Origin of the sequence: Rothia mucilaginosa, assembly GCF_001548235.1 — a bacterium.
Classification (GTDB): Bacteria; Actinomycetota; Actinomycetes; order Actinomycetales; family Micrococcaceae; genus Rothia; species Rothia mucilaginosa_B.
Genome location: NZ_AP014938.1, coordinates 571,306 through 589,143, shown reverse-complemented (window position 1 = coordinate 589,143; position 17,838 = coordinate 571,306). Strand labels below are relative to the sequence as shown.

The window sequence follows — 17,838 nt, the reverse complement described above, 5'->3', positions numbered from 1 at the left end:
CACATCAAGCCTTGAAAACTGTACAAGTTTCACCCCGTTACCTCTCACCGAGTAGCGGGGTGAAACTCTATGCACGCGATAGAATTAAAAGGATTATGAGGACATTTGCGTCACGTTCCGGACCCCGTGTCCACACACCTGCGGGGGATGAAGGAGATGGCGCATCATCACACGGCGCACGCCGGAGGAGGACACCCAATGAGCTTCTTTGGAATCGGCAAGAAGAAGTTGGATGAACAGTCGCGCGAAGAACAGAGCGCCGAAACTGCTAAGGTCCAGAAGGAACAGGCAAGCGAAGACGCCCCCAAGAGCGCACGACTGAGCGAAAAGATTATGGAACAGCAGCAGTGGGAGGATTCCCTGCGCCGCTTCGTGAAGTCTGAAAGCGCACGCCAGCAGAACAACGACGAAGAGCAGAACGAAGAGCACCGCGCTGTTGAAGACCTCAAGCGTGCCCTCCTGAACGGCGATGAGAAGGTTGAAGAATCTTCCGCTGCTGATGAGCTGACTGAGGAACAGATTGAGGAGCAGGAGCGTCGTAGCCTGCTGGCTGCGCTTGGTGCTTTCCCCCAGGAATCTGAGGAGCCTGTTGAGGTTGAGCAGGTAGCTGAGGGTCAGGACATTGAAGAAGATGCCGCCCCGGTTGCTGAGGCGCCCAAGCCCGCTACCCCCGCGTTCCTGCGTGATGACGAAGAGGCTGAAGCTGAGGGTGCATCTGTTGAGCCTGAGGAAGCCCCGGCTGATGTTGAGGAACCGAAGGACGCTGCAGAGGATGCACGTTCCCAGTTTGAGGAGCACCTGCGTGCTCTGCGCGCCCAGAAGTCTGAAGATGAAGCTGGCGAAGAAGCTGAGGCGACTGCACCTGCCGCAGTTGAGGTAGTCGAAGAAAAGTCTGAGAACGCTCATTCTGTATCTGAGACTGCAACAGAGGATGCATCCGCAGATGCCGAGGACTCCCTGACCGGTGAAGACACGAAGGCCGCCCGCACCCGCGCCGCTGCCACCGAGGCACAGAACGCCGGTCTGGACGATTTGGCTGCCGCTTACGCTGCTCGACTGGGCATTACCCTTGACAGCGAAGAGGAGACCTTCGGCGAGGTCGCTTCCGGCGAGGTAATCGCTGAAGCTGCTGATGAGGTAGTTGCTGAGGAGGCAGACTCCGCTGAAGCTACCGAGGTTGCCGAGGCTGCTACTGAAACACCCGAAAATGTTGAGGCTGCTGAAGACTTCGAAACCGAAGAGACCGTTGACCTTACCGCGGGCGCAGAAGAAGCTGCAGAGCCTGTTGCCGCTGTTGAGGAAGAGCCGATTGAGGCTGTCGTCGAGGCACCTGAGCTGCTGGCCTCTGAACTCACTGAGGAAGAAAACGCGGTCTCGGACGAGACCGAGCTGCTCTCCGCTGTATCCGTTGAGGAGAAGCGCGAAGTATCCGTCTCTGAATCGTTTGAGGCTGAGGACTTCGACGCTGAAGAGGAGAACACCGCAGAGCTGATCTTCGATGCCTCCGCTGTTGAAGAAAGCACCGTGGAAGAAACCGCAGCCGAAGAAACCGCAGTGGAAGAACCTGCTACCAAGGTTTCGGACTTCGCGGCTGAAGGTGCCGATTCTGAGGAAGACGAGCCCGCCAAGAACTCCTCGGCAGCTCCTGCACTCGCCGCTACTGCCGCCACTGTGGCTGCTTCAGCTACCGTTGCTTCTGCCGTAAAGGCTGAAAAGGCTGAGGAGAAGACCGAAAAGGGCACCTCTCAGAGCGTCGCGCTGACCGCAGAGGGCATCGACAAGAAGGAAGCAGAGAAGCACGAGGCTGCTGCTTGTGAGCAGTCCGCTGAGGAACCCGCTGCTGAGCTGAAGGAAACTGAGCAGAAGCTCAGCGAAGATGAAGCTGAACTGGTTGCCGAATCCATCATCCTGAGCGAGCCCGTTGAGGGTGCGGCAACCCTGCCCGTTCTCCCCGAGCAGCGCGCTCTCCACGGCCTCGCGGAGCTCATGCGCACCCGCGGTTCGGGCACCATGAGCCTGGAACTGCGCCAGGTCGATGAGGATATGCACTACCGTCTGCTGCACCGCGGCCGTGAGGTGGAAACCGGCATTGTCGTGCCCGGTGTTGACTGGTTCGCGCCCGTTGCGGCACTGTACACCGAGGCTCAGCAGGCAGGCGCAACCTGGAACCGTGCGGCTGTCTCTCTGAAGCCGCGTCTGGGCGATGGTCTGGAGGTTCACGCATCCTACCTGGGTGCTGCGGACGGTCAGACTACCGGCGAAAGCTTCCTGCTGGAAGGCTCCGCCGTCGAGGCTAAGCCCGTTGCGACCGCTGAGGCTGCTGAGGCTACCTTGCAGGATGAGCCTCAGGAAGCCGCTGTTCAGAGCGTTGACTCGGTTGAGGCTGAACGTGAAGCTATTGAGCGTGAGCTTGAGGCGGAACTCGCCGAGAAGCAGGCTGCGAACGAGGCAGAGGCTACTGCCGAAGCCGCTGAAGAGCCTGTAGTTGAGAGCGCTGAAGAGGGTACCTCTTCGGGTCTGCTGGCCGCTGCTGGTCTTGCCGCTGCCGGTACCGCTGTGGCTGGTTCTGCCGCTGCCGCTTCTGCGCAGGAGAAGGAAGGCGTAGAGGAGGCTGTTGAAGCTTCTGACGCGCCTGCCCAGGCTGAGTTTGCGCCGGTTGAAGCGGAGTTCGAGTACGACTACGAGAACGACCCTGTCTTCGGTGTAGCTACCGTAGAGTCCGAAACTGAGCAGGCTGAAGAGCTCGCCGCCGAAGCAGCTGAGGTTTCCGAGACCCCTGCCCAGGCCTCTGATGAATCTGGCGAAGATATGGAAGCCGCCCTGGCTGCCATCGTTGCCAACGCTCAGAAGAAGCTGGACGCTGAGGAGGAACCCACTGAGGAAGCACCCGCTGAGGATGTTCCGGCCGTCGAGGACCAGAAGGCAACCGCCCCCGTGGTTGCAGAGTCCTTCACCCTGGATCGCACCCAGTCCGCTGAAGAAACTGCAGAAGAGCCGGCCGCAGAGCCCGCCCTGCCCGCGTTCCTGGACGACTCTGAACTGCTGCCCGAGCACGAGGCCTCTGCTGCATCCGCTGAAGCGCACGCTGAGGAACCTGCCCTCGAAGACGTTGAGCCTGCCGCTGAGAGCGCATCTGTGGCTCCCGGCTTGGCTGGTGCTCTTGCCGCAGCTGCCGCAGCGGGTACCGCCGGCGCCACTGCGAAGGCTACCGAGGCAAAGGCATCTGAGGTAAAGGCGTCCGAGGCGAAGGCTACCGGCGCTCAGGAAGAGCCCGCTGAGAAGGCCGCTGAGTTCAAGACCGTTGAGGTGACCCCCGCAGCCAAGATTGCTGAGGCTCCCGCAGTAGAGGCGGCACCCGCAGCTCTGCCGGAGACCGCACCCGCGGGTCTTTCCTCCAGCATCTCGGCGTCCGCGCTGAGCGAGCTCAACCAGCTGCCCACCATCGTGGCTGAGCCGGACACCCCCTCCGCGGCGGTGCAGAGCCCGCTGGTTCCCTCGGAGACCCAGCTGGCAACCGGCAACCTGGTGCTGACTGAGGCTCAGGTCGCTCAGCGTCTGGCACCGGTCGTCGAGCACCTCTTCGGCGAGAACGGCACCGCAAAGGACGCAACCACCGTGCTGATCCGTGTACGCGCCCTCGGCTCCTACTACGACGCTCTGACCCACGTGCGCCGCAACGGCTTCTGGGAGCAGGTCCGCACCTTCGAGCTGATCCCCGAAACCCTGCTGGACATCCCGGCTCTGAAGACCGACTCGTACAGCGAGGGCGAGGGCTCGCCGCTGGCTATGAGCCTGACCTTCACTCCGGGCGTGCCGGTCCAGGCGGCATTCGATTATGCGAATGAGCAGGCGTTTGTCACCTACCCGCGTCCGCTGGATGCTGAGCGTTACGTTGAGGAACTGCGCATGTTCCCGCGTCTGGGTTCGAAGATTCCGGCTCATATGACGAGCGCGCTTTCGCACTGGAACCTCTAAACCCTTGTAAGGTGCGCCGCGCCGGCTCCCCGTGTGGGGGTCGGCGCGGCGTGCTATGTTTGTCATTTTTTCGATGAGGAAGATTGTTATGACTGATACCCCTAATATTCCTGAGGCTTCTGCGGCGCAGAACATTCAGGACACTGCCGCCCGTGCGGCTGAGGCCTTCGGTGCCCTGGTGGAAACCATGGCGCTGCTGCGCGCACCGGGCGGTTGCCCGTGGGATGCTGAGCAGACTCACGCCTCCCTGATCCGCTACCTGGTGGAGGAAGCTTACGAGGTCGTTGAGGCGGTAGAAACCGGTGGCGAGCCGAATATGCCGCTGCTGCGCGAGGAGCTGGGCGACGTGCTGCTGCAGGTGGTGTTCCACTCCGATATTGCTGCGGCAAACCCGCAGGGCTTCGACATTGTGCAGGTGGTTGAGGGCCTGGTACAGAAGCTTCGTTCCCGCCACCCCGACGTGTTCGCGGCTGAGTCTGAGTGCTCTTCGGAGGCGCCCCGCACCGCAGCTGAGCAGCAGGCGGCGTGGGATGCGTTGAAGAAGAAGGAGAAGAGCGACCGTGGCGCGCTAGACGGTATTCCGCCGCATCTGCCGGCGCTCGCTATGGCTGAGAAGACTGCTGTGAAGGCACGTAAGGCGGGTATTATTCTGCCGCCGGAGCCGACGAGCATGGAGGATGACCTGCGCTATATGCACACTGAGGAGGAGTTCGGCGAGCTGCTCTTTGCGTTGGTGAGCCGTGCACAGCGTAACGGCCTGGATGCTGAGCGTGCCCTGCGTTCGTACACTCGCCGCTATATTGCTCAGCACACGCATGATGAGCCGAGCTTCTAAACATATGTGATCTACCCGGTGGGGCAAATCACCTTTTGAAGGTCCTGTAGTTACGTTGAAGTGACTATGGGACCCTCGTTTACTATCTCCATATCACTAAGTTTCTAAAAGATAGTAATGATTGGGGCGTCCCGTCAGGAGGAAGAATGACCACCATATCCAACCCGAATGCCCAGCAGAATGTGCGCGGAACCTCGGCTGATTCTGCCTACTTCCAGTCCATTGAGCGTGCCGCCAAGGCTATTCAAGAAGCAGACCTCATTGTCATTGGCGGCGGTTCTGGATTCTCAACGGCGGCAGGTCACGTCTACAGCGGTGAGCGTTTTACAAACAACTTCGCCCCGTACATCCAGAAGTACGGCATGACCGATATGTACTCGGCTGGTTTCTACCCCTTCAAATCCCTCGAAGAGAAGTGGGGTTACTGGGCACGGCACATCCTTTTCAACCGTTACGAAACTGGCAGTCTTCCCCTGTATGAGCAGTTGCGTGAATTGGTTGCAGATAAGGAATACTTCATCGTGACCACCAATGTTGATTCTCTCTTCGAAAAGTCGGGTTTTGATTCTGAACGCATCTTTGAGCAGCAGGGCAATTATGGGGCATTTCAGTGCTCTCGCCCCTGCACCCAGGAGGTCTACGACAACGAAGAAATGGTTCGGGCTATGGTGGCGCATACTGATGAAAACCTGCGCATCCCTTCAGAACTGGTACCAATGTGCCCGCGATGCGGTGCGCCGCTAACTACTCATCTTCGCATTGACGGCTCCTTCGTAAATCCTCCTGCTCGCCAGCGTCAGGAGAAGCGGTGGGAAGAGGTTCTGCAGTCCATGCCCGGTAAGAAGGTTCTTCTTCTGGAGCTTGGGGTTGGTTTTATGACCCCGACCTGGATTCGTTTCCCCTTTGAGCGGATTACGCATGTGCTCGATACTGCGACTTTGGTGCGTCTGAACCGAGACTACCCTCAAGCAACGGAAGAGAACCGCGAAAAGACTGTGTCCTTCGCGGAAGATGCACATCAGGTTCTTCGAGATTTGCTGAAGCGGACAGGATCGTATGGGGCTGAGCCGCAGGATGAGGAGACGGTCTCGTGAGCGCCCTCAAAGACTACGCTCTCGCCCTGGCGGAAGAGTATGCGCAGAATACTGGCCAGGTGTTGCCAGCTCTGCCTGATGACCCGCACCAGTTGTGGACGCTGATTGGCTCCCTCAACGCGGTGCGTGTGCCCGCCGAAACAGGGGAGGAACTTCTTAGCCTGGAGGAGGCGGCGTTTGCCGAGTATGAGCCGTTGTTGCCGCCGTTAGCTAGTTTGGCTGATGCTACGGCTGCCGAGGGAGAGCACGCGGGAATGTACCTGTGGCGCGGGGATATTACCCGTCTGCAGGTTGATGGCATTGTGAATGCGGCGAACTCGAATCTGCTGGGTTGTTTTGTGCCGCAGCATCGTTGCATTGATAACGCGATTCATCGTGCCGCCGGGGTGGGGTTACGGGCTGAATGTGCCCGGGAGGTGGCGCAGCGGCCTATGCCGGAGCCGACCGGCTCGGTGATGGTGACCGGTGCGCATCGTCTGCCGAGTCGCTATGTGCTGCATACGGTTGGTCCGATTATTGCCGGGGAAGTGACTGAGGCAGATCGGCAGGCTTTGGCTTCTTGTTATCGCTCTTGTCTGCGGGCTGCGATAGAGCGGGGTATGCGTTCTGTGGCATTGTGTTGCATTAGTACCGGCGAGTTCCGGTTCCCTCAGGAGGAGGCTGCACGTTGTGCGGTTGAAACGATTCGTGAGGAGCTTGATGCGGCACGCGCGGCGCGTCAGTCAGTACCCGCGGTGGTTTTCAACGTGTTCACTGAACGTGACGAGCAGCTGTACACGGAGCTTCTGGGGTTGTCGCAGGTTTAGGGGGTCGGGATAAGGATTTATTTCTCGTGTACTTACCCGTGCGTTCGACCCCGGCATTTGGGCTCATGTTGTGCTTTGAGCCGGTACCCACACTCTCCCAATGTGGGGGAGTGTGGGTCTTGTTCCGCTTTGTAGCGCGCGACTAAGGGTTATTGAGACCTTCAATAAGGCAATAAAAAAGCGGTGGCAACTAGTGTGTTTGTGTGGGAGTTTTGCTAGAATTTAGGGGACGCGACTTGTCCACTACCGGGTGAGCCGTTCACATCCTTGACATCTCATAAGGAGAACTATTCATGGCTGTTATTACCGCAGTTCACGCACGCCAGATCCTGGATTCCCGTGGCAACCCGACCGTTGAGGTTGAGGTTCTGCTCGAAGACGGTGCTTTCGCACGCGCAGCTGTGCCCTCGGGCGCATCCACCGGTGAGTGGGAAGCTGTTGAGCGCCGCGATGGCGACAAGTCCGTATACCTGGGCAAGGGCGTTCTGGGTGCAGTGAAGTCTGTTATCGAAGAAATCGCTGAAGAGGTCATCGGCATTGAGGCTTCCGACCAGCGCGCTGTTGACGCAGCCATGATTGCTCTGGACGGCACCAACAACAAGGGCAAGCTGGGCGCAAACGCAATCCTGGGTGTCTCCCTGGCTGTTGCTAAGGCTGCTGCTGAGTCCGCTGACCTGCCCCTGTACAAGTACCTCGGTGGCCCGAACGCTCACGTTCTGCCCGTCCCCATGATGAACATCCTCAACGGTGGTTCTCACGCAGACTCCAACGTTGACATTCAGGAGTTCATGATTGCTCCCATCGGCTTCGACAACTACTCTGACGCTCTGCGCGCAGGTGTTGAGGTTTACCACTCCCTGAAGTCCGTGCTGCACGACCGCGGCCTGGCAACTGGCCTGGGCGACGAGGGTGGCTTCGCACCCAACCTGGAGTCCAACGCAGCTGCACTGGACCTGATCGTTGAGGCAATCGAGAAGGCTGGCTACAAGCCGGGCGAGCAGGTTGCACTGGCACTGGACGTTGCATCCTCCGAGTTCTACAACGACGGCGCATACGAGTTCGAGGGCCAGAAGAAGTCCGCTGCTGAGATGAGCGCATACTACGCTGACCTCGTTGCAAAGTACCCCCTGGTTTCCATCGAGGATCCCCTGGATGAGAACGACTGGGAGGGCTACAAGACCCTGACCGAGCAGATTGGTGACAAGGTCCAGATCGTCGGTGACGACCTGTTCGTGACCAACCCCGAGCGCCTGGCTCGCGGTATCGAGAACGGCGCAGCAAACGCTCTGCTCGTGAAGGTGAACCAGATCGGTTCGCTGACCGAGACCCTTGACGCAATGGAGCTGGCACAGCGCCACGAGTACCGTTGCATGGTTTCTCACCGTTCCGGTGAGACCGAGGACGTCACCATCGCCGACCTGGCTGTTGCAACCAACGCTGGCCAGATCAAGACCGGTGCTCCCGCACGTTCCGAGCGCGTTGCTAAGTACAACCAGCTGCTGCGCATTGAGGAAGAGCTGGGCGAGGCAGCTGTTTACGCTGGCAAGTCCGCATTCCCCCGCTTCAAGGCATAAGTTACTGAAGTATCCGACCGCGTAAGCGGTTAGACGTCAAGGAGGCGGTGCTACCCCGTAGGGGAGTGGCACCGCCTCCTGCTCTGTGCCTGGGTTTCTTGAGCTTAGGGTTCCCGTAGAAGAGGCCCGTCACGCATAGTACATCGTGATGCAGACCATGGTGTCATTTACCGTGTTATAAACCTGTTTCCCCTTGTCAAGATCATACAATGTCCTTGTAGATAGTCACTCACACTTTATCCTTTCAAAGGATTTTAAAGCGGCAATAAAGCCTTAAACATCTGAGCCCCTCAGGGGGTTCCTATCCGACTACTTGGGTCGTGCTGAACTATATTGTGATGTGGTATCACGATAGATTGTTTCGGCGCAGCCTATATTTTGTATGTCGATAGCATGCTTTTTTGCTCACACTTCATATAGGAGAATCATGGCAGTCTGCTATCTTATCCTTGCCCATAAGTATCCTGAGCAGTTCAAGAAACTGGTGGGACACATCTTGGCATCAGGCGGTAAGTGCGTCGCACACATCGATAAAAAAGCAAATCAGGAAGACTTCTACGTTGAGGGCGTATCTTACGTCCGTGAACGTGAAAACGTGCGTTGGGCAGGTTATTCTGCTGTCAAGGCAACTCAAAAAATGCTTGCCCAGGCCTTGAAGGAATATCCGGAGGTAACTCATTACGCATGCATTACAGGGCAGTGCTATCCCGTGCGTCCTCTCCGCGAATACGCTGATTATCTTGCCCGACCCGAAAATCTGGAGCACTCCTGGGTAAGCTTCTATGCGCTAGCCCCCGGAATGCGTAACTACGTTTTGGTGCAGTACCGAGAGTATAAAGATTTTGAGGCCCTATTTCCTGAGGGAACCCTACGTGACCGTGTACGTAAAATCTACTACAAGATTTCCCGTATGTTTCCGCGCAAGAATTTGCCTGTCCAGTTTTATCAGGGGTCGGCTTATTGGACGATTTCCCGCTCGGCCGCTCTTCAGGTGATGGACTTTTTGAAGACCCCGAAGGGTCGAGAGGTTACCAAAATCTTCCGCTCTGCCCCTATGCCTGATGAGATGTGGATGCAGAGCGTACTCCTCAATACGCCTGCTCGTGAGAATGCGGAGGCTTGGGCAACCGATGGCCAGCTGGCGCCGGGAACAAAGGGCTCTGAGAATCACGCAAACCACCACTACATTGATTGGAGTAGGGGAGGAGCTCACCCTGAGGTGCTCACTCTGAAAGATCTCCCCGTTATCTTAGAGTCGGGCAAGTGGTTTACTCGCAAGGTCGAGCCCGAGGCTTCTGCCGATCTCATCAAAGCCTTGGATGCTATTCAGGCTGGATAATCAGGCTTTATGATTCGACTGTAATCAGAATTTAGCGGAGGCGGTGCTACCCCGTAGGGGAGTGGCACCGCCTCCTGCTCTATGTTGAGGTTAGTCACGGTGTTGAGGCTAGTTGCGGCGGCAGCGCACGAGGTTCAGCCCATACGATGCCGCATGTAGCGGCCACAACATAGCGCCGGATAACCCCAACAAACCCGGTAGAATATGAAGGAAGCGCTTAGCGGTACAGAATGGAACGAGGGATAGAGCAATGAGCCAGCGAGCAAACCAGCAGACCCGGTCGCACTCTAAGAGTTCCACCGAACCCGCTCAGGGCGCTACCTCCTCCAATGCGTCGCGTGGCGCCGCGAAGGAAGCTCGCACCTCCCTGTTAAAGAAGGCAAGCGCTCTTTTCTTTGGCGTGGGTTTGAGCGAGCGTCACCCTGAGCGTGAACGTCAGGCGCAGGCTCGCCGTGAGGAGCGTGCTCGCCGCCGCGCCGCAGCCCAGCAGGGCCGTGAAGAGGGCGGATACGACGCCCCCGTGGCGGCTCATATGTTCTCCGGTCGTAGCTTCCTGACCGCTGTTGTGGTGGGTGTGATTGCGCTCGGTACCGCATACCCGGTGGTCACCTACTTTGACCAGGACCGGGAAATCAAGCGAATCAACACGCACATTTCCCAGCTGCAGCAGGAGAACGCTCAGCTGAAGGCGGAGCAGACCTGGTGGAACGACGACAACTACGTTCGCCAGCAGGCACGTAGCCGCCTCTACTATGTGAACCCCGGCGACACCCCCTACGTGGTTACCGGCATTACCGAGGACTCCACGAAGGCTGACGGTACTTCTGCGAATGCGAAGAACGCCCCCGAGGACGCCTGGACCACGAAGATTTGGGATTCTCTCGAAAAGAACTAGCCCCAGCCACCGGCAGGAACCCTGCCGTGGCAAGAACCCGGCAAGCACCCGGCATAAGCGGACGAGGTGACCCCTCGCTCCAGAAACTTAGGATTATGAGCACCGAAAACACCATTGAAGAGCTGAAGGCACGCACCCCCGGCGGCTTCGGCGTAACTGTTGAAACCCTGACCCCCACCGAGCAGGACATCCGTGTTCTCTCGGCGCAGCTGGGCCGTAAGGTCCGCGACGTGATTGAGATCCCGGCACGTTGCGTGTGCGGTAACCCGCTCGTGGCTGCTACCGCGCCGCGCCTGAGCAACGGCACCCCCTTCCCGACCGTGTTCTACCTGGCGCATCCGGTGATTACCGCTGCGGCTTCCCGCCTGGAGGCGGGCGGCCTGATGTACGAGATGACCGACTCGCTCGCTGAGGATGCCGACCTGGCGGCACAGTACGCTGCCGCACACGAGAACTACCTGGCTGAGCGTGAACGCATCCGCCTGATCAGCGGCACCGAAGAGGTCCCGGAGATTGACGGTATCTCTGCCGGCGGTATGCCGACCCGCGTGAAGTGCCTGCACGCCGTTATCGGCCACACCCTGTCGGTGGGTCGCGGCGTGAACCCGATGGGTGACCGCGGCCTGGACGCTATCGCCGAGTGGTGGACCCCCGAGGTCTGCTCCTGCGACCCCGCGTGGCGTGAAGAAGCCTAAATAATGATTCTGGTGCGCCCGCATCGTCTTGAGGGACGGTGCGGGCGCATAATAGATAGAAGAAAGAGCGCCGAAAAGCGAAAATTTTTCGCCTGCGGCGCTCGCGGTGCCTTTGGCGCTGAATATTTATTGAAGACCTGAAAGGAACCCACCGTGCGCGTTGGTGCGATTGACTGCGGTACGAACTCTATTCGCCTGCTGATTGCTGATTCCACTACTGAGGTGGTGGACGGGGTTGAGAAGACCGTTCTGAAGGACGTTGTGCGTGAGATGCGCATTGTGCGTCTGGGTCAGGGCGTGGACGCGACCGGCTGGCTGGCGCAGGAAGCGCTGGACCGTACTTTCGCTGCGGCGCGTGAGTACGCGCAGTTGCTGAAGGAGCACGGCGCTGATTCGGTGCGTTTCGTGGCGACCAGTGCGACTCGCGATGCGGGTAACCGCCAGGTGTTCGTGGACGGTATCCGCGAGATTTTGGGTATTGAGCCCGAGGTCATTAGCGGTGATGAGGAAGCTGCGCTGTCCTTCGCGGGTGCGGTGCGCGCTGTCGGCTACGGCGACGGCGACACCCTGGTGTTCGATCTGGGCGGCGGTTCGACTGAGTTCGTGCTCGGTGACGAGTCGGGTGTGAAGGCTTCCCGTAGCGTCAATATTGGTTGTGTGCGCTTGACTGAGCGTCACATGCTCAGCGCCCCGGCGACCGAGTCGCAGATTGCTCGTGTTGAGGCTGATACTGACGAGGCTCTCGAGGTGGCGCGTAAGACTGTGCCCCTGCAGAATGCGCGCCGCGTGGTTGCTGTGGCTGGTACCGCGACCACTGTGGCTGCCGCTGCGCTGGGTCTGGACCGCTATGATTCTGAGGCTATTAACGCTCAGAGCTTCTCGGTGGAGACCGTTCAGAAGACCGCCCGCTGGTTGGCTTCGCTGAACCGCACCGAGCGTGAGGAGCTTGGCTACATGCACCCCGGCCGGGTGGATGTGATTGGTGCCGGCGCGACGATTTACGCCCGCATCCTGACCCGTCTGAATGAGATGACTGATGGCGCCGTGGATTCGGTGACCGTCAGCGAGCACGACATTCTGGACGGTATCGCTCTGTCCCAGCTGTAGGCTTGAGCGCTCGCGCCGTGAACCGATGGTGGTTCACGGCGCGGCTCAGCTTGAGGAGTTTTAATGTTCCATTCTGAGCGTCGGCGAGGTATGCCCCTGACCGGCTGGTCTTTTGCGCCGTCTTTCGCCTGTGCGTCTCGTGTATTTGGTGTGCGCGCCTCGGTTGGTTCTGACCGAGGCGCTACTCGCCGCATCCCTAAGGTTGCAGCTTTGGGCGCTAGTGCCGCGTTGACTCTTCTGCCGTTGTGGACCCCGCTGGCGCCTGCTGCCTGGGCGACGGACCCGACTCCTTCCGCTTCTGCGTCTCCGAGCCCTAAGAGGGAGGTGACGGCGACTCCTTCGCCGTCGGGTACTGCGGTTCCGAAGACTTCGGCGACTCCGAGTCAGGGCGCGTCAACCACGAATGGTGATGATGTTCGTCAGCGTGAGTATTGGCTGAATGAGTACGGTATTACGTCCTTGTGGTCGCAGGCTACGGGTAAGGGCGTGACGGTTGCTGTGATTGATACGGGCGTGGACGGTACCCACCCGGATCTTGAAGGTAATGTTCTGCGCGGTTATGACGCCTCGGGCGTTGGTAGCGAGGACGGCTGGAAGGGCCTGGGCGCTGAGCCGATGCACGGCACGGAGGTCGCTTCTCTGATTGCCGGTCACGGTCACGATACGCGGGGCTATTCTGCAATTGCAGGTCAGCCGGGTAAGCCGACCGGTGTGATTGGTGTAGCTCCCGATGCGAAGATTCTGCCGATTTCGCTGAATATGGGTACGACCGGCGGTAAGAGCATTGATGAGCAGATCCCGGCGGCGGTGCGTTACGCGGTCGATAATGGGGCTCAGATTATTAACATGTCGATTGGCTCGAATAAGACGAGCTGGCCGCAGAGCTGGGATGAGGCGTTTGCCTACGCTGAGCAGAAGGGCGTGCTGATTGTTGCGGCTGCGGGTAACCGCGGTAGCGGCTTGACGCAGGTTGGTGCTCCGGCGACGATTCCTGGCGTGTTGACGGTTGGTGGTATTGACCGGAAGAAGGCTGTTGCTGAGGGCTCGTCGACTCAGGGCATTTCGATTGCTGTGGTTGCTCCGAGTACGGATATGATTGCGGCTGCTCCGGGTAATGGGTACATGATTTGGTCTGGTTCTTCGGCTGCTGCGCCCTTGGTGACGGGTGTTGCGGCGTTGTTGAAGCAGAAGTATCCGAAGGAGTCTGCGGCTCAGTTGGCTCAGCGTTTGATTGCTTCGGCTGATGATGCTGGCGTGACGGGCCGTGACCCTTTGTATGGTTACGGTATTTTCAATCCGCAGGATGCAATGGCTTTGGCGGCGCCTACGGTGACGGCGAATCCGTTGGGTTCTATTTCTGAGTGGATTGCGGTGCATCGTAAGCGGCAGGTGAGCGATCCGACTCCTAGCGATGCTGCGCCGGTCCATGAGGAGGGTGAGAGCATTGTGAAGGCGGCGGCGCCGGATGCGCGTCGCCCTCCGGAGGATCGTGGCTGGTTGCCACCGGTGATTTTGGCGGCGCTGGTGTTGTGGCTGACGATTATTACGGCTGGTTCTGTGCATCGTTTGCACAGGATGCATGTGAGCGCGGGGCAGGCTGCGCGGATGGCTCGTGAGATGGCACATCATCCGGGTACTCATCACGGAAAGCACCGTGTTTCAAAGGGGTCGCAGCAGGGTGCTCGGAAGGGGACTCGTTAGGGTTCTTGTGAGTCTGGGATGCCGGTGTTTTTCTTCTCTGTGGGGGGCATCTCCTGTTCGCCCGGGGCTGACTTTTGAGTTAGTCCCGGGCTTTGTTATGCGGGGGCTGGCTTTCGACGGGGGAACACCCCAATAAACGAAAATATCGAACATACCGCGTAAAAAACGGAAAGAGTGATTTAGACCGTAACCCACATCACGAGATGAACCCTGTTCATATCTTCAAAACTTTTAACTTAGGGTCAGCTCAAAGGGGCCATAAGTGCGAAATCACCTAAACAAAGGCGTAAAATAAAAGACAACAGGTATGTGATAGACAGGCTCGAGCTGCTAGCCACTTCGCGTTGCGCAAGGACTTCCAGAGCGAGCCGCTTTGTTCGTCAGGGGAGCTTTCGGAACGAGCCGAAAGTTGCACATATCAACCTACCGGGGCTACCGAACCTCGGTACCTGAAGACTAGGAAGTAAGAAAATGGCATTCACTAAGGTGGCACAGGACCGTCCTCGCGTCCTGATCGTCGGTGGCGGCTACGTTGGCTTCACCGTTGCTAAGAAGATCCAGAAGGCTATCAAGGAGACCGGTGGCGTCGTCACCATCGTTGAGCCGAACCCCTACATGACTTACCAGCCCTTCCTCCCCGAGGTTGCAGCAGGTTCCATGGAAGGCCGTAACGCAACTGTGCCGCTGCGCCAGCACCTGCGCGACACCGAGCTGATCCCCGGCCGCGTTGTCTCCATCGACCACGCAAACCGCACCGCTGTTGTTGAGCCCACCGACAACGGTGAGCCCTTCGAGCTGAAGTACGACGAGATTGTTCTCGGCGCAGGCGCTGTGACCCGCGCGTTCCCGATTCCGGGTCTGGCAGAGGTCGCTATCGGTCTGAAGACCATTGAAGAGGCAGTCTCCGTTCGTAACTGGGTTCTGGACCGCATCGAGGTTGCATCCATGCTGTCCGACGCTGAAGAGCGCCGCCGCGCCCTGACCTTCGTCATCGTTGGTGGTGGCTTCGCTGGCGTTGAGACCATCTCCGAGCTCGAGGACATGGCACGCGTTGCTGTCGAGCGCAACGAGCGTCTCTCCGTTTCCGACCTGCACTTCGTCATGGTCGAGGCTGCACCGCGCATCATGCCCGAGGTCCCCGCAGACCGTGCAGAGAAGGTTGTTGCAGAGCTGCGTGCACGCGGCATCGAGATTCTGCTGAACACCTCCCTCTCCGACGCAACCGACGGCAACCTGCAGCTGATCAACATGGCTGACAAGTCCCCCGCAGGCGAGATCAAGACCGACACCCTGATCTGGACCGCAGGTGTGGCAGCATCCCCGATGCTGAAGAACACCGACTTCCCGATCGACGAGCGTGGCCGCGTTCGCGTGAGCGCAGACCTGCGCGTCACCGGCGATGACGGCGTGGTTGAGGGTGCATGGGCTGCAGGCGACAACGCAGCTGTTCCGGACCTCTCCGGCGGCGGCGTGGGTGGCTTCTGCGTTCCCAACGCTCAGCACGCTTCCCGCCAGGCTGTCGTTCTGGCTAAGAACCTGCTGGCTGCTCGCCGCGGCGAGCCCCTGACCGACTACTACCACGAGACCATCGGTGTTGTGGCAGGTCTGGGCCTGTGGAAGGGCGTTGCAAACTTCAAGGGCAAGACCATTGGCGGCCCGCTGGCATGGATCATGCACCGCGGCTACCACGGCTCTGCAATCCCCACCACCGAGCGTACCGTTCGCGTTATGACCACCTGGGCACTGAACCAGATCTTCGGCCGCGACACCTCCTCGATTCGCCACCAGCGCTCCCCGCGCCTGGCATTCCAGGAAGCAACCGGTACTGCACCGGCACGCCAGAAGGCAAAGCTCTAAAATAGCCTGACTTAGGGGTATGCTCCCTGAGATAGCGCACTTGAGATAAAGCAAAGGGCGGTGTGGAAGACTTCGGTCTTCTGCACCGCCCATTGTGTGCCTGAGTGCTTGCGAGCTGTCTAGCTTAGCCGCCCACCAGTGCTTTTGCATGATGCTTGCTACGGCGGGGTGCGGGGAACTGTTTGAAATGTGTTTCTGCTTAGGTTCGGGTGCGTTTTCGTGGAATAATAAATATTTGTGTCCCGGACTGTTCGGGATACGCCCTCATAGTCCAATTGGCAGAGACAGAGGACTTAAAATCCTTGTGTTCTGGGTTCGAGTCCCAGTGGGGGCACTGCGTTGAGAGGCAATATAGAGCCGATAGGCATATATAAGTGAGCGGCGGCTCTTCCCGTGGGGGAGGGGCCGCCGCTTGCGTGTCTGAAGGTTTACAGGTTTGGGGTTTGCTGTTTGGAAGTTAAAAGGCGATGCCCCCGACCCATACTATCGGGGGCATCGTGGAGTGGCGGTGCGGGCTATGGCATTCCGCGCACTCTCTTCACCGCGGATAGAAGAGCTCGTCCTCTGCCGGAATCAGGACGGCTGGCGGTGAAGTCTGGTGAACCTGCAGGTGATTGCCTGCCTCGGTCATGTGTGGAGGCAGGAGGCGGTTCAAAGCTTACTTGCGGCGCGCGGTCACGAGCGCGTCGATGGAGAACTTGCCTGCGCCGCTGTATTTCGTGGTGTTGTTCATGCCTTCAAGCTTGACAAGTAAAGTTTTACACTTCAAGTAAGTCTAGTTTGTGGAGAAAAAGAGTGCAAAACAGGGGGTTTAGATGACGTTTTGTGACGGAGCTCCATACTCAAATAACGCCCGCATACCGTCTTCTGAAGCTCAAAAACGTGAGACCCTATAGAGAGACACAGCCGCAGACGCACCCCGCCTGAATGGGGTAGCACTGAACGGGGTAGCAGAGTCAGAAAGGCGCAGCATGCAGACTAAACCCTCCATCATTGCCGTCGATATGGATGGCACCTTCCTCACCGATTCTAAAACTTTCGACACCGAACGTTTCTCGCGCATCCTATCGCGTCTGCAGGCGCAGGGAATCCACTTTGTCGTGGCGAGTGGAAACACCTACGCCAAGCTGCAGGACTATATGCGCGGCTTTGAGGGGCGAGGCCTTATCTATATTGCTGAAAACGGTGCGTACCTTGCTGATGAGAGCGGTCAGCTTGCCGTGCATCCCTTTCTGGACGAAGATGTGCCGCGCATTATTGAGGTAGTGCAGGGATTGGATCAGATCGGTCTGCTGGTCTGCACCACCGAAGGCATTTACCTGCCCAAGGACCGTTGCGACCAGATTGTGCACATGATTCGCGGCTATTTTGAAGACACCGGTCAGGAGCTTCCCGAAACCCTCACGCTGGAGGATTTTGCGGCGTTCTTCTTCCCCGGCTCGGTCATGGTTGACTCTATTGAAGATTTTGAGGGTGCGCCCATTAAGTTCCCGCTGCTGACTCCGCCGAGGCAGACGCGGCAGCTGAGCGTCTACCTGCGTGAGGCTCTTCCGCAGACCGTCACCCCGATGGTGAGTGGCTTCGGTGCCATCGACCTGGTGCGTGCCGGTGTTAACAAGGCAACCGGTCTGAAGGACCTGTGTGAGCGCCTGAACGCCGACCCGGAGGGTATTCTCGCTTTCGGTGACGGTGAGAATGACATGGAGATGCTCCGCTATGCGGGCTGGGGTGTTGCTATGTCTAACGCCCCGGAGGTTGTGCGGAATGCTGCTGACGAGGTGATCGGCTCGAACGAGGAGCAAGCAGTTCTGGATTATCTGGAGCAGCTCCTGGATCGTTTGGAAGCTTCGCAATAGAGACTTCACGAAGAGGCACACAGAAGCGTTTGCGTGCGGGGCGGTGTGGACTTGGGTGAACCTCAGGTAAACACCGCCCTGAAATATTCTGGCAAGGTCGCCAG

12 protein-coding genes and 1 tRNA gene are annotated in these 17,838 nt (G+C 58.7%); all 13 read left to right on the top strand.

What is annotated here, in order from left to right; genetic code table 11:
• Positions 1–198 precede the first annotated feature (198 nt).
• The 13 genes from RM6536_RS02215 (at position 199) to RM6536_RS02155 (ending at position 17,734) form a co-directional block, all read left to right on the top strand.
• Positions 199–3,975 (top strand): hypothetical protein, encoded by a 3,777-nt coding sequence (locus RM6536_RS02215; protein WP_060823864.1) that lies wholly within the window; start codon positions 199–201, stop codon positions 3,973–3,975.
• Positions 3,976–4,063: 88 nt separating this feature from the next.
• The gene (locus RM6536_RS02210) at positions 4,064–4,810 is read left to right on the top strand and encodes a MazG family protein (RefSeq protein ID WP_060823863.1); all 747 of its coding nucleotides are present in this window, start codon (positions 4,064–4,066) and stop codon (positions 4,808–4,810) included.
• Between the two features lie 146 nt (positions 4,811–4,956).
• Positions 4,957–5,904, top strand: coding sequence for an SIR2 family NAD-dependent protein deacylase (locus RM6536_RS02205; RefSeq protein WP_197664998.1), 948 nt, complete (start codon positions 4,957–4,959; stop codon positions 5,902–5,904).
• Positions 5,901–6,710 carry a macro domain-containing protein gene (locus RM6536_RS02200; RefSeq protein ID WP_060823862.1) on the top strand — a complete coding sequence of 270 codons (810 nt, stop codon included), beginning with the start codon at positions 5,901–5,903 and terminating at the stop codon, positions 6,708–6,710. The genes RM6536_RS02205 and RM6536_RS02200 overlap by 4 nt, the downstream gene beginning before the upstream one ends.
• Positions 6,711–7,003: 293 nt before the next feature.
• Positions 7,004–8,284, top strand: coding sequence for a phosphopyruvate hydratase (eno, locus tag RM6536_RS02195; RefSeq protein ID WP_060823861.1), 1,281 nt, complete (start codon positions 7,004–7,006; stop codon positions 8,282–8,284).
• Positions 8,285–8,711: 427 nt separating this feature from the next.
• Positions 8,712–9,623, top strand: a complete 912-nt coding sequence (locus RM6536_RS02190; protein ID WP_044150735.1) for a beta-1,6-N-acetylglucosaminyltransferase — start codon at positions 8,712–8,714, stop codon at positions 9,621–9,623.
• Positions 9,624–9,873: 250 nt separating this feature from the next.
• Positions 9,874–10,518, top strand: coding sequence for a septum formation initiator family protein (locus RM6536_RS02185; RefSeq protein WP_060823860.1), 645 nt, complete (start codon positions 9,874–9,876; stop codon positions 10,516–10,518).
• 95 nt (positions 10,519–10,613) lie between these two features.
• Positions 10,614–11,213: a DUF501 domain-containing protein gene (locus tag RM6536_RS02180; RefSeq protein ID WP_049341514.1), complete on the top strand. Its 600-nt coding sequence runs from the start codon at positions 10,614–10,616 to the stop codon at positions 11,211–11,213.
• 153 nt (positions 11,214–11,366) lie between these two features.
• Positions 11,367–12,320, top strand: a complete 954-nt coding sequence (locus RM6536_RS02175) for an exopolyphosphatase (protein ID WP_060823859.1) — start codon at positions 11,367–11,369, stop codon at positions 12,318–12,320.
• A 63-nt stretch (positions 12,321–12,383) separates the two neighbouring features.
• The gene (locus RM6536_RS02170; RefSeq protein ID WP_060823858.1) at positions 12,384–14,021 is read left to right on the top strand and encodes a S8 family peptidase; all 1,638 of its coding nucleotides are present in this window, start codon (positions 12,384–12,386) and stop codon (positions 14,019–14,021) included.
• Positions 14,022–14,492: 471 nt separating this feature from the next.
• Positions 14,493–15,878, top strand: coding sequence for an NAD(P)/FAD-dependent oxidoreductase (locus RM6536_RS02165; RefSeq protein ID WP_060823857.1), 1,386 nt, complete (start codon positions 14,493–14,495; stop codon positions 15,876–15,878).
• A gap of 260 nt (positions 15,879–16,138) precedes the next feature.
• Positions 16,139–16,212, top strand: a tRNA-Leu gene (locus RM6536_RS02160).
• 637 nt (positions 16,213–16,849) lie between these two features.
• Positions 16,850–17,734 (top strand): Cof-type HAD-IIB family hydrolase, encoded by an 885-nt coding sequence (locus RM6536_RS02155; protein WP_060823856.1) that lies wholly within the window; start codon positions 16,850–16,852, stop codon positions 17,732–17,734.
• Positions 17,735–17,838 lie beyond the last annotated feature (104 nt).

What these genes read in the sequence shown, in the direction of transcription:
- RM6536_RS02215 (WP_060823864.1), top strand. Translation starts at nt 199, where the DNA reads ATGAGCTTCTTTGGAATCGGCAAGAAGAAGTTGGATGAACAGTCGCGC.
- RM6536_RS02210 (WP_060823863.1), top strand. Translation starts at nt 4,064, where the DNA reads ATGACTGATACCCCTAATATTCCTGAGGCTTCTGCGGCGCAGAACATT.
- RM6536_RS02205 (WP_197664998.1), top strand. Translation starts at nt 4,957, where the DNA reads ATGACCACCATATCCAACCCGAATGCCCAGCAGAATGTGCGCGGAACC.
- eno (WP_060823861.1), top strand. Translation starts at nt 7,004, where the DNA reads ATGGCTGTTATTACCGCAGTTCACGCACGCCAGATCCTGGATTCCCGT.
- RM6536_RS02190 (WP_044150735.1), top strand. Translation starts at nt 8,712, where the DNA reads ATGGCAGTCTGCTATCTTATCCTTGCCCATAAGTATCCTGAGCAGTTC.
- RM6536_RS02185 (WP_060823860.1), top strand. Translation starts at nt 9,874, where the DNA reads ATGAGCCAGCGAGCAAACCAGCAGACCCGGTCGCACTCTAAGAGTTCC.
- RM6536_RS02180 (WP_049341514.1), top strand. Translation starts at nt 10,614, where the DNA reads ATGAGCACCGAAAACACCATTGAAGAGCTGAAGGCACGCACCCCCGGC.
- RM6536_RS02170 (WP_060823858.1), top strand. Translation starts at nt 12,384, where the DNA reads ATGTTCCATTCTGAGCGTCGGCGAGGTATGCCCCTGACCGGCTGGTCT.
- RM6536_RS02165 (WP_060823857.1), top strand. Translation starts at nt 14,493, where the DNA reads ATGGCATTCACTAAGGTGGCACAGGACCGTCCTCGCGTCCTGATCGTC.
- RM6536_RS02155 (WP_060823856.1), top strand. Translation starts at nt 16,850, where the DNA reads ATGCAGACTAAACCCTCCATCATTGCCGTCGATATGGATGGCACCTTC.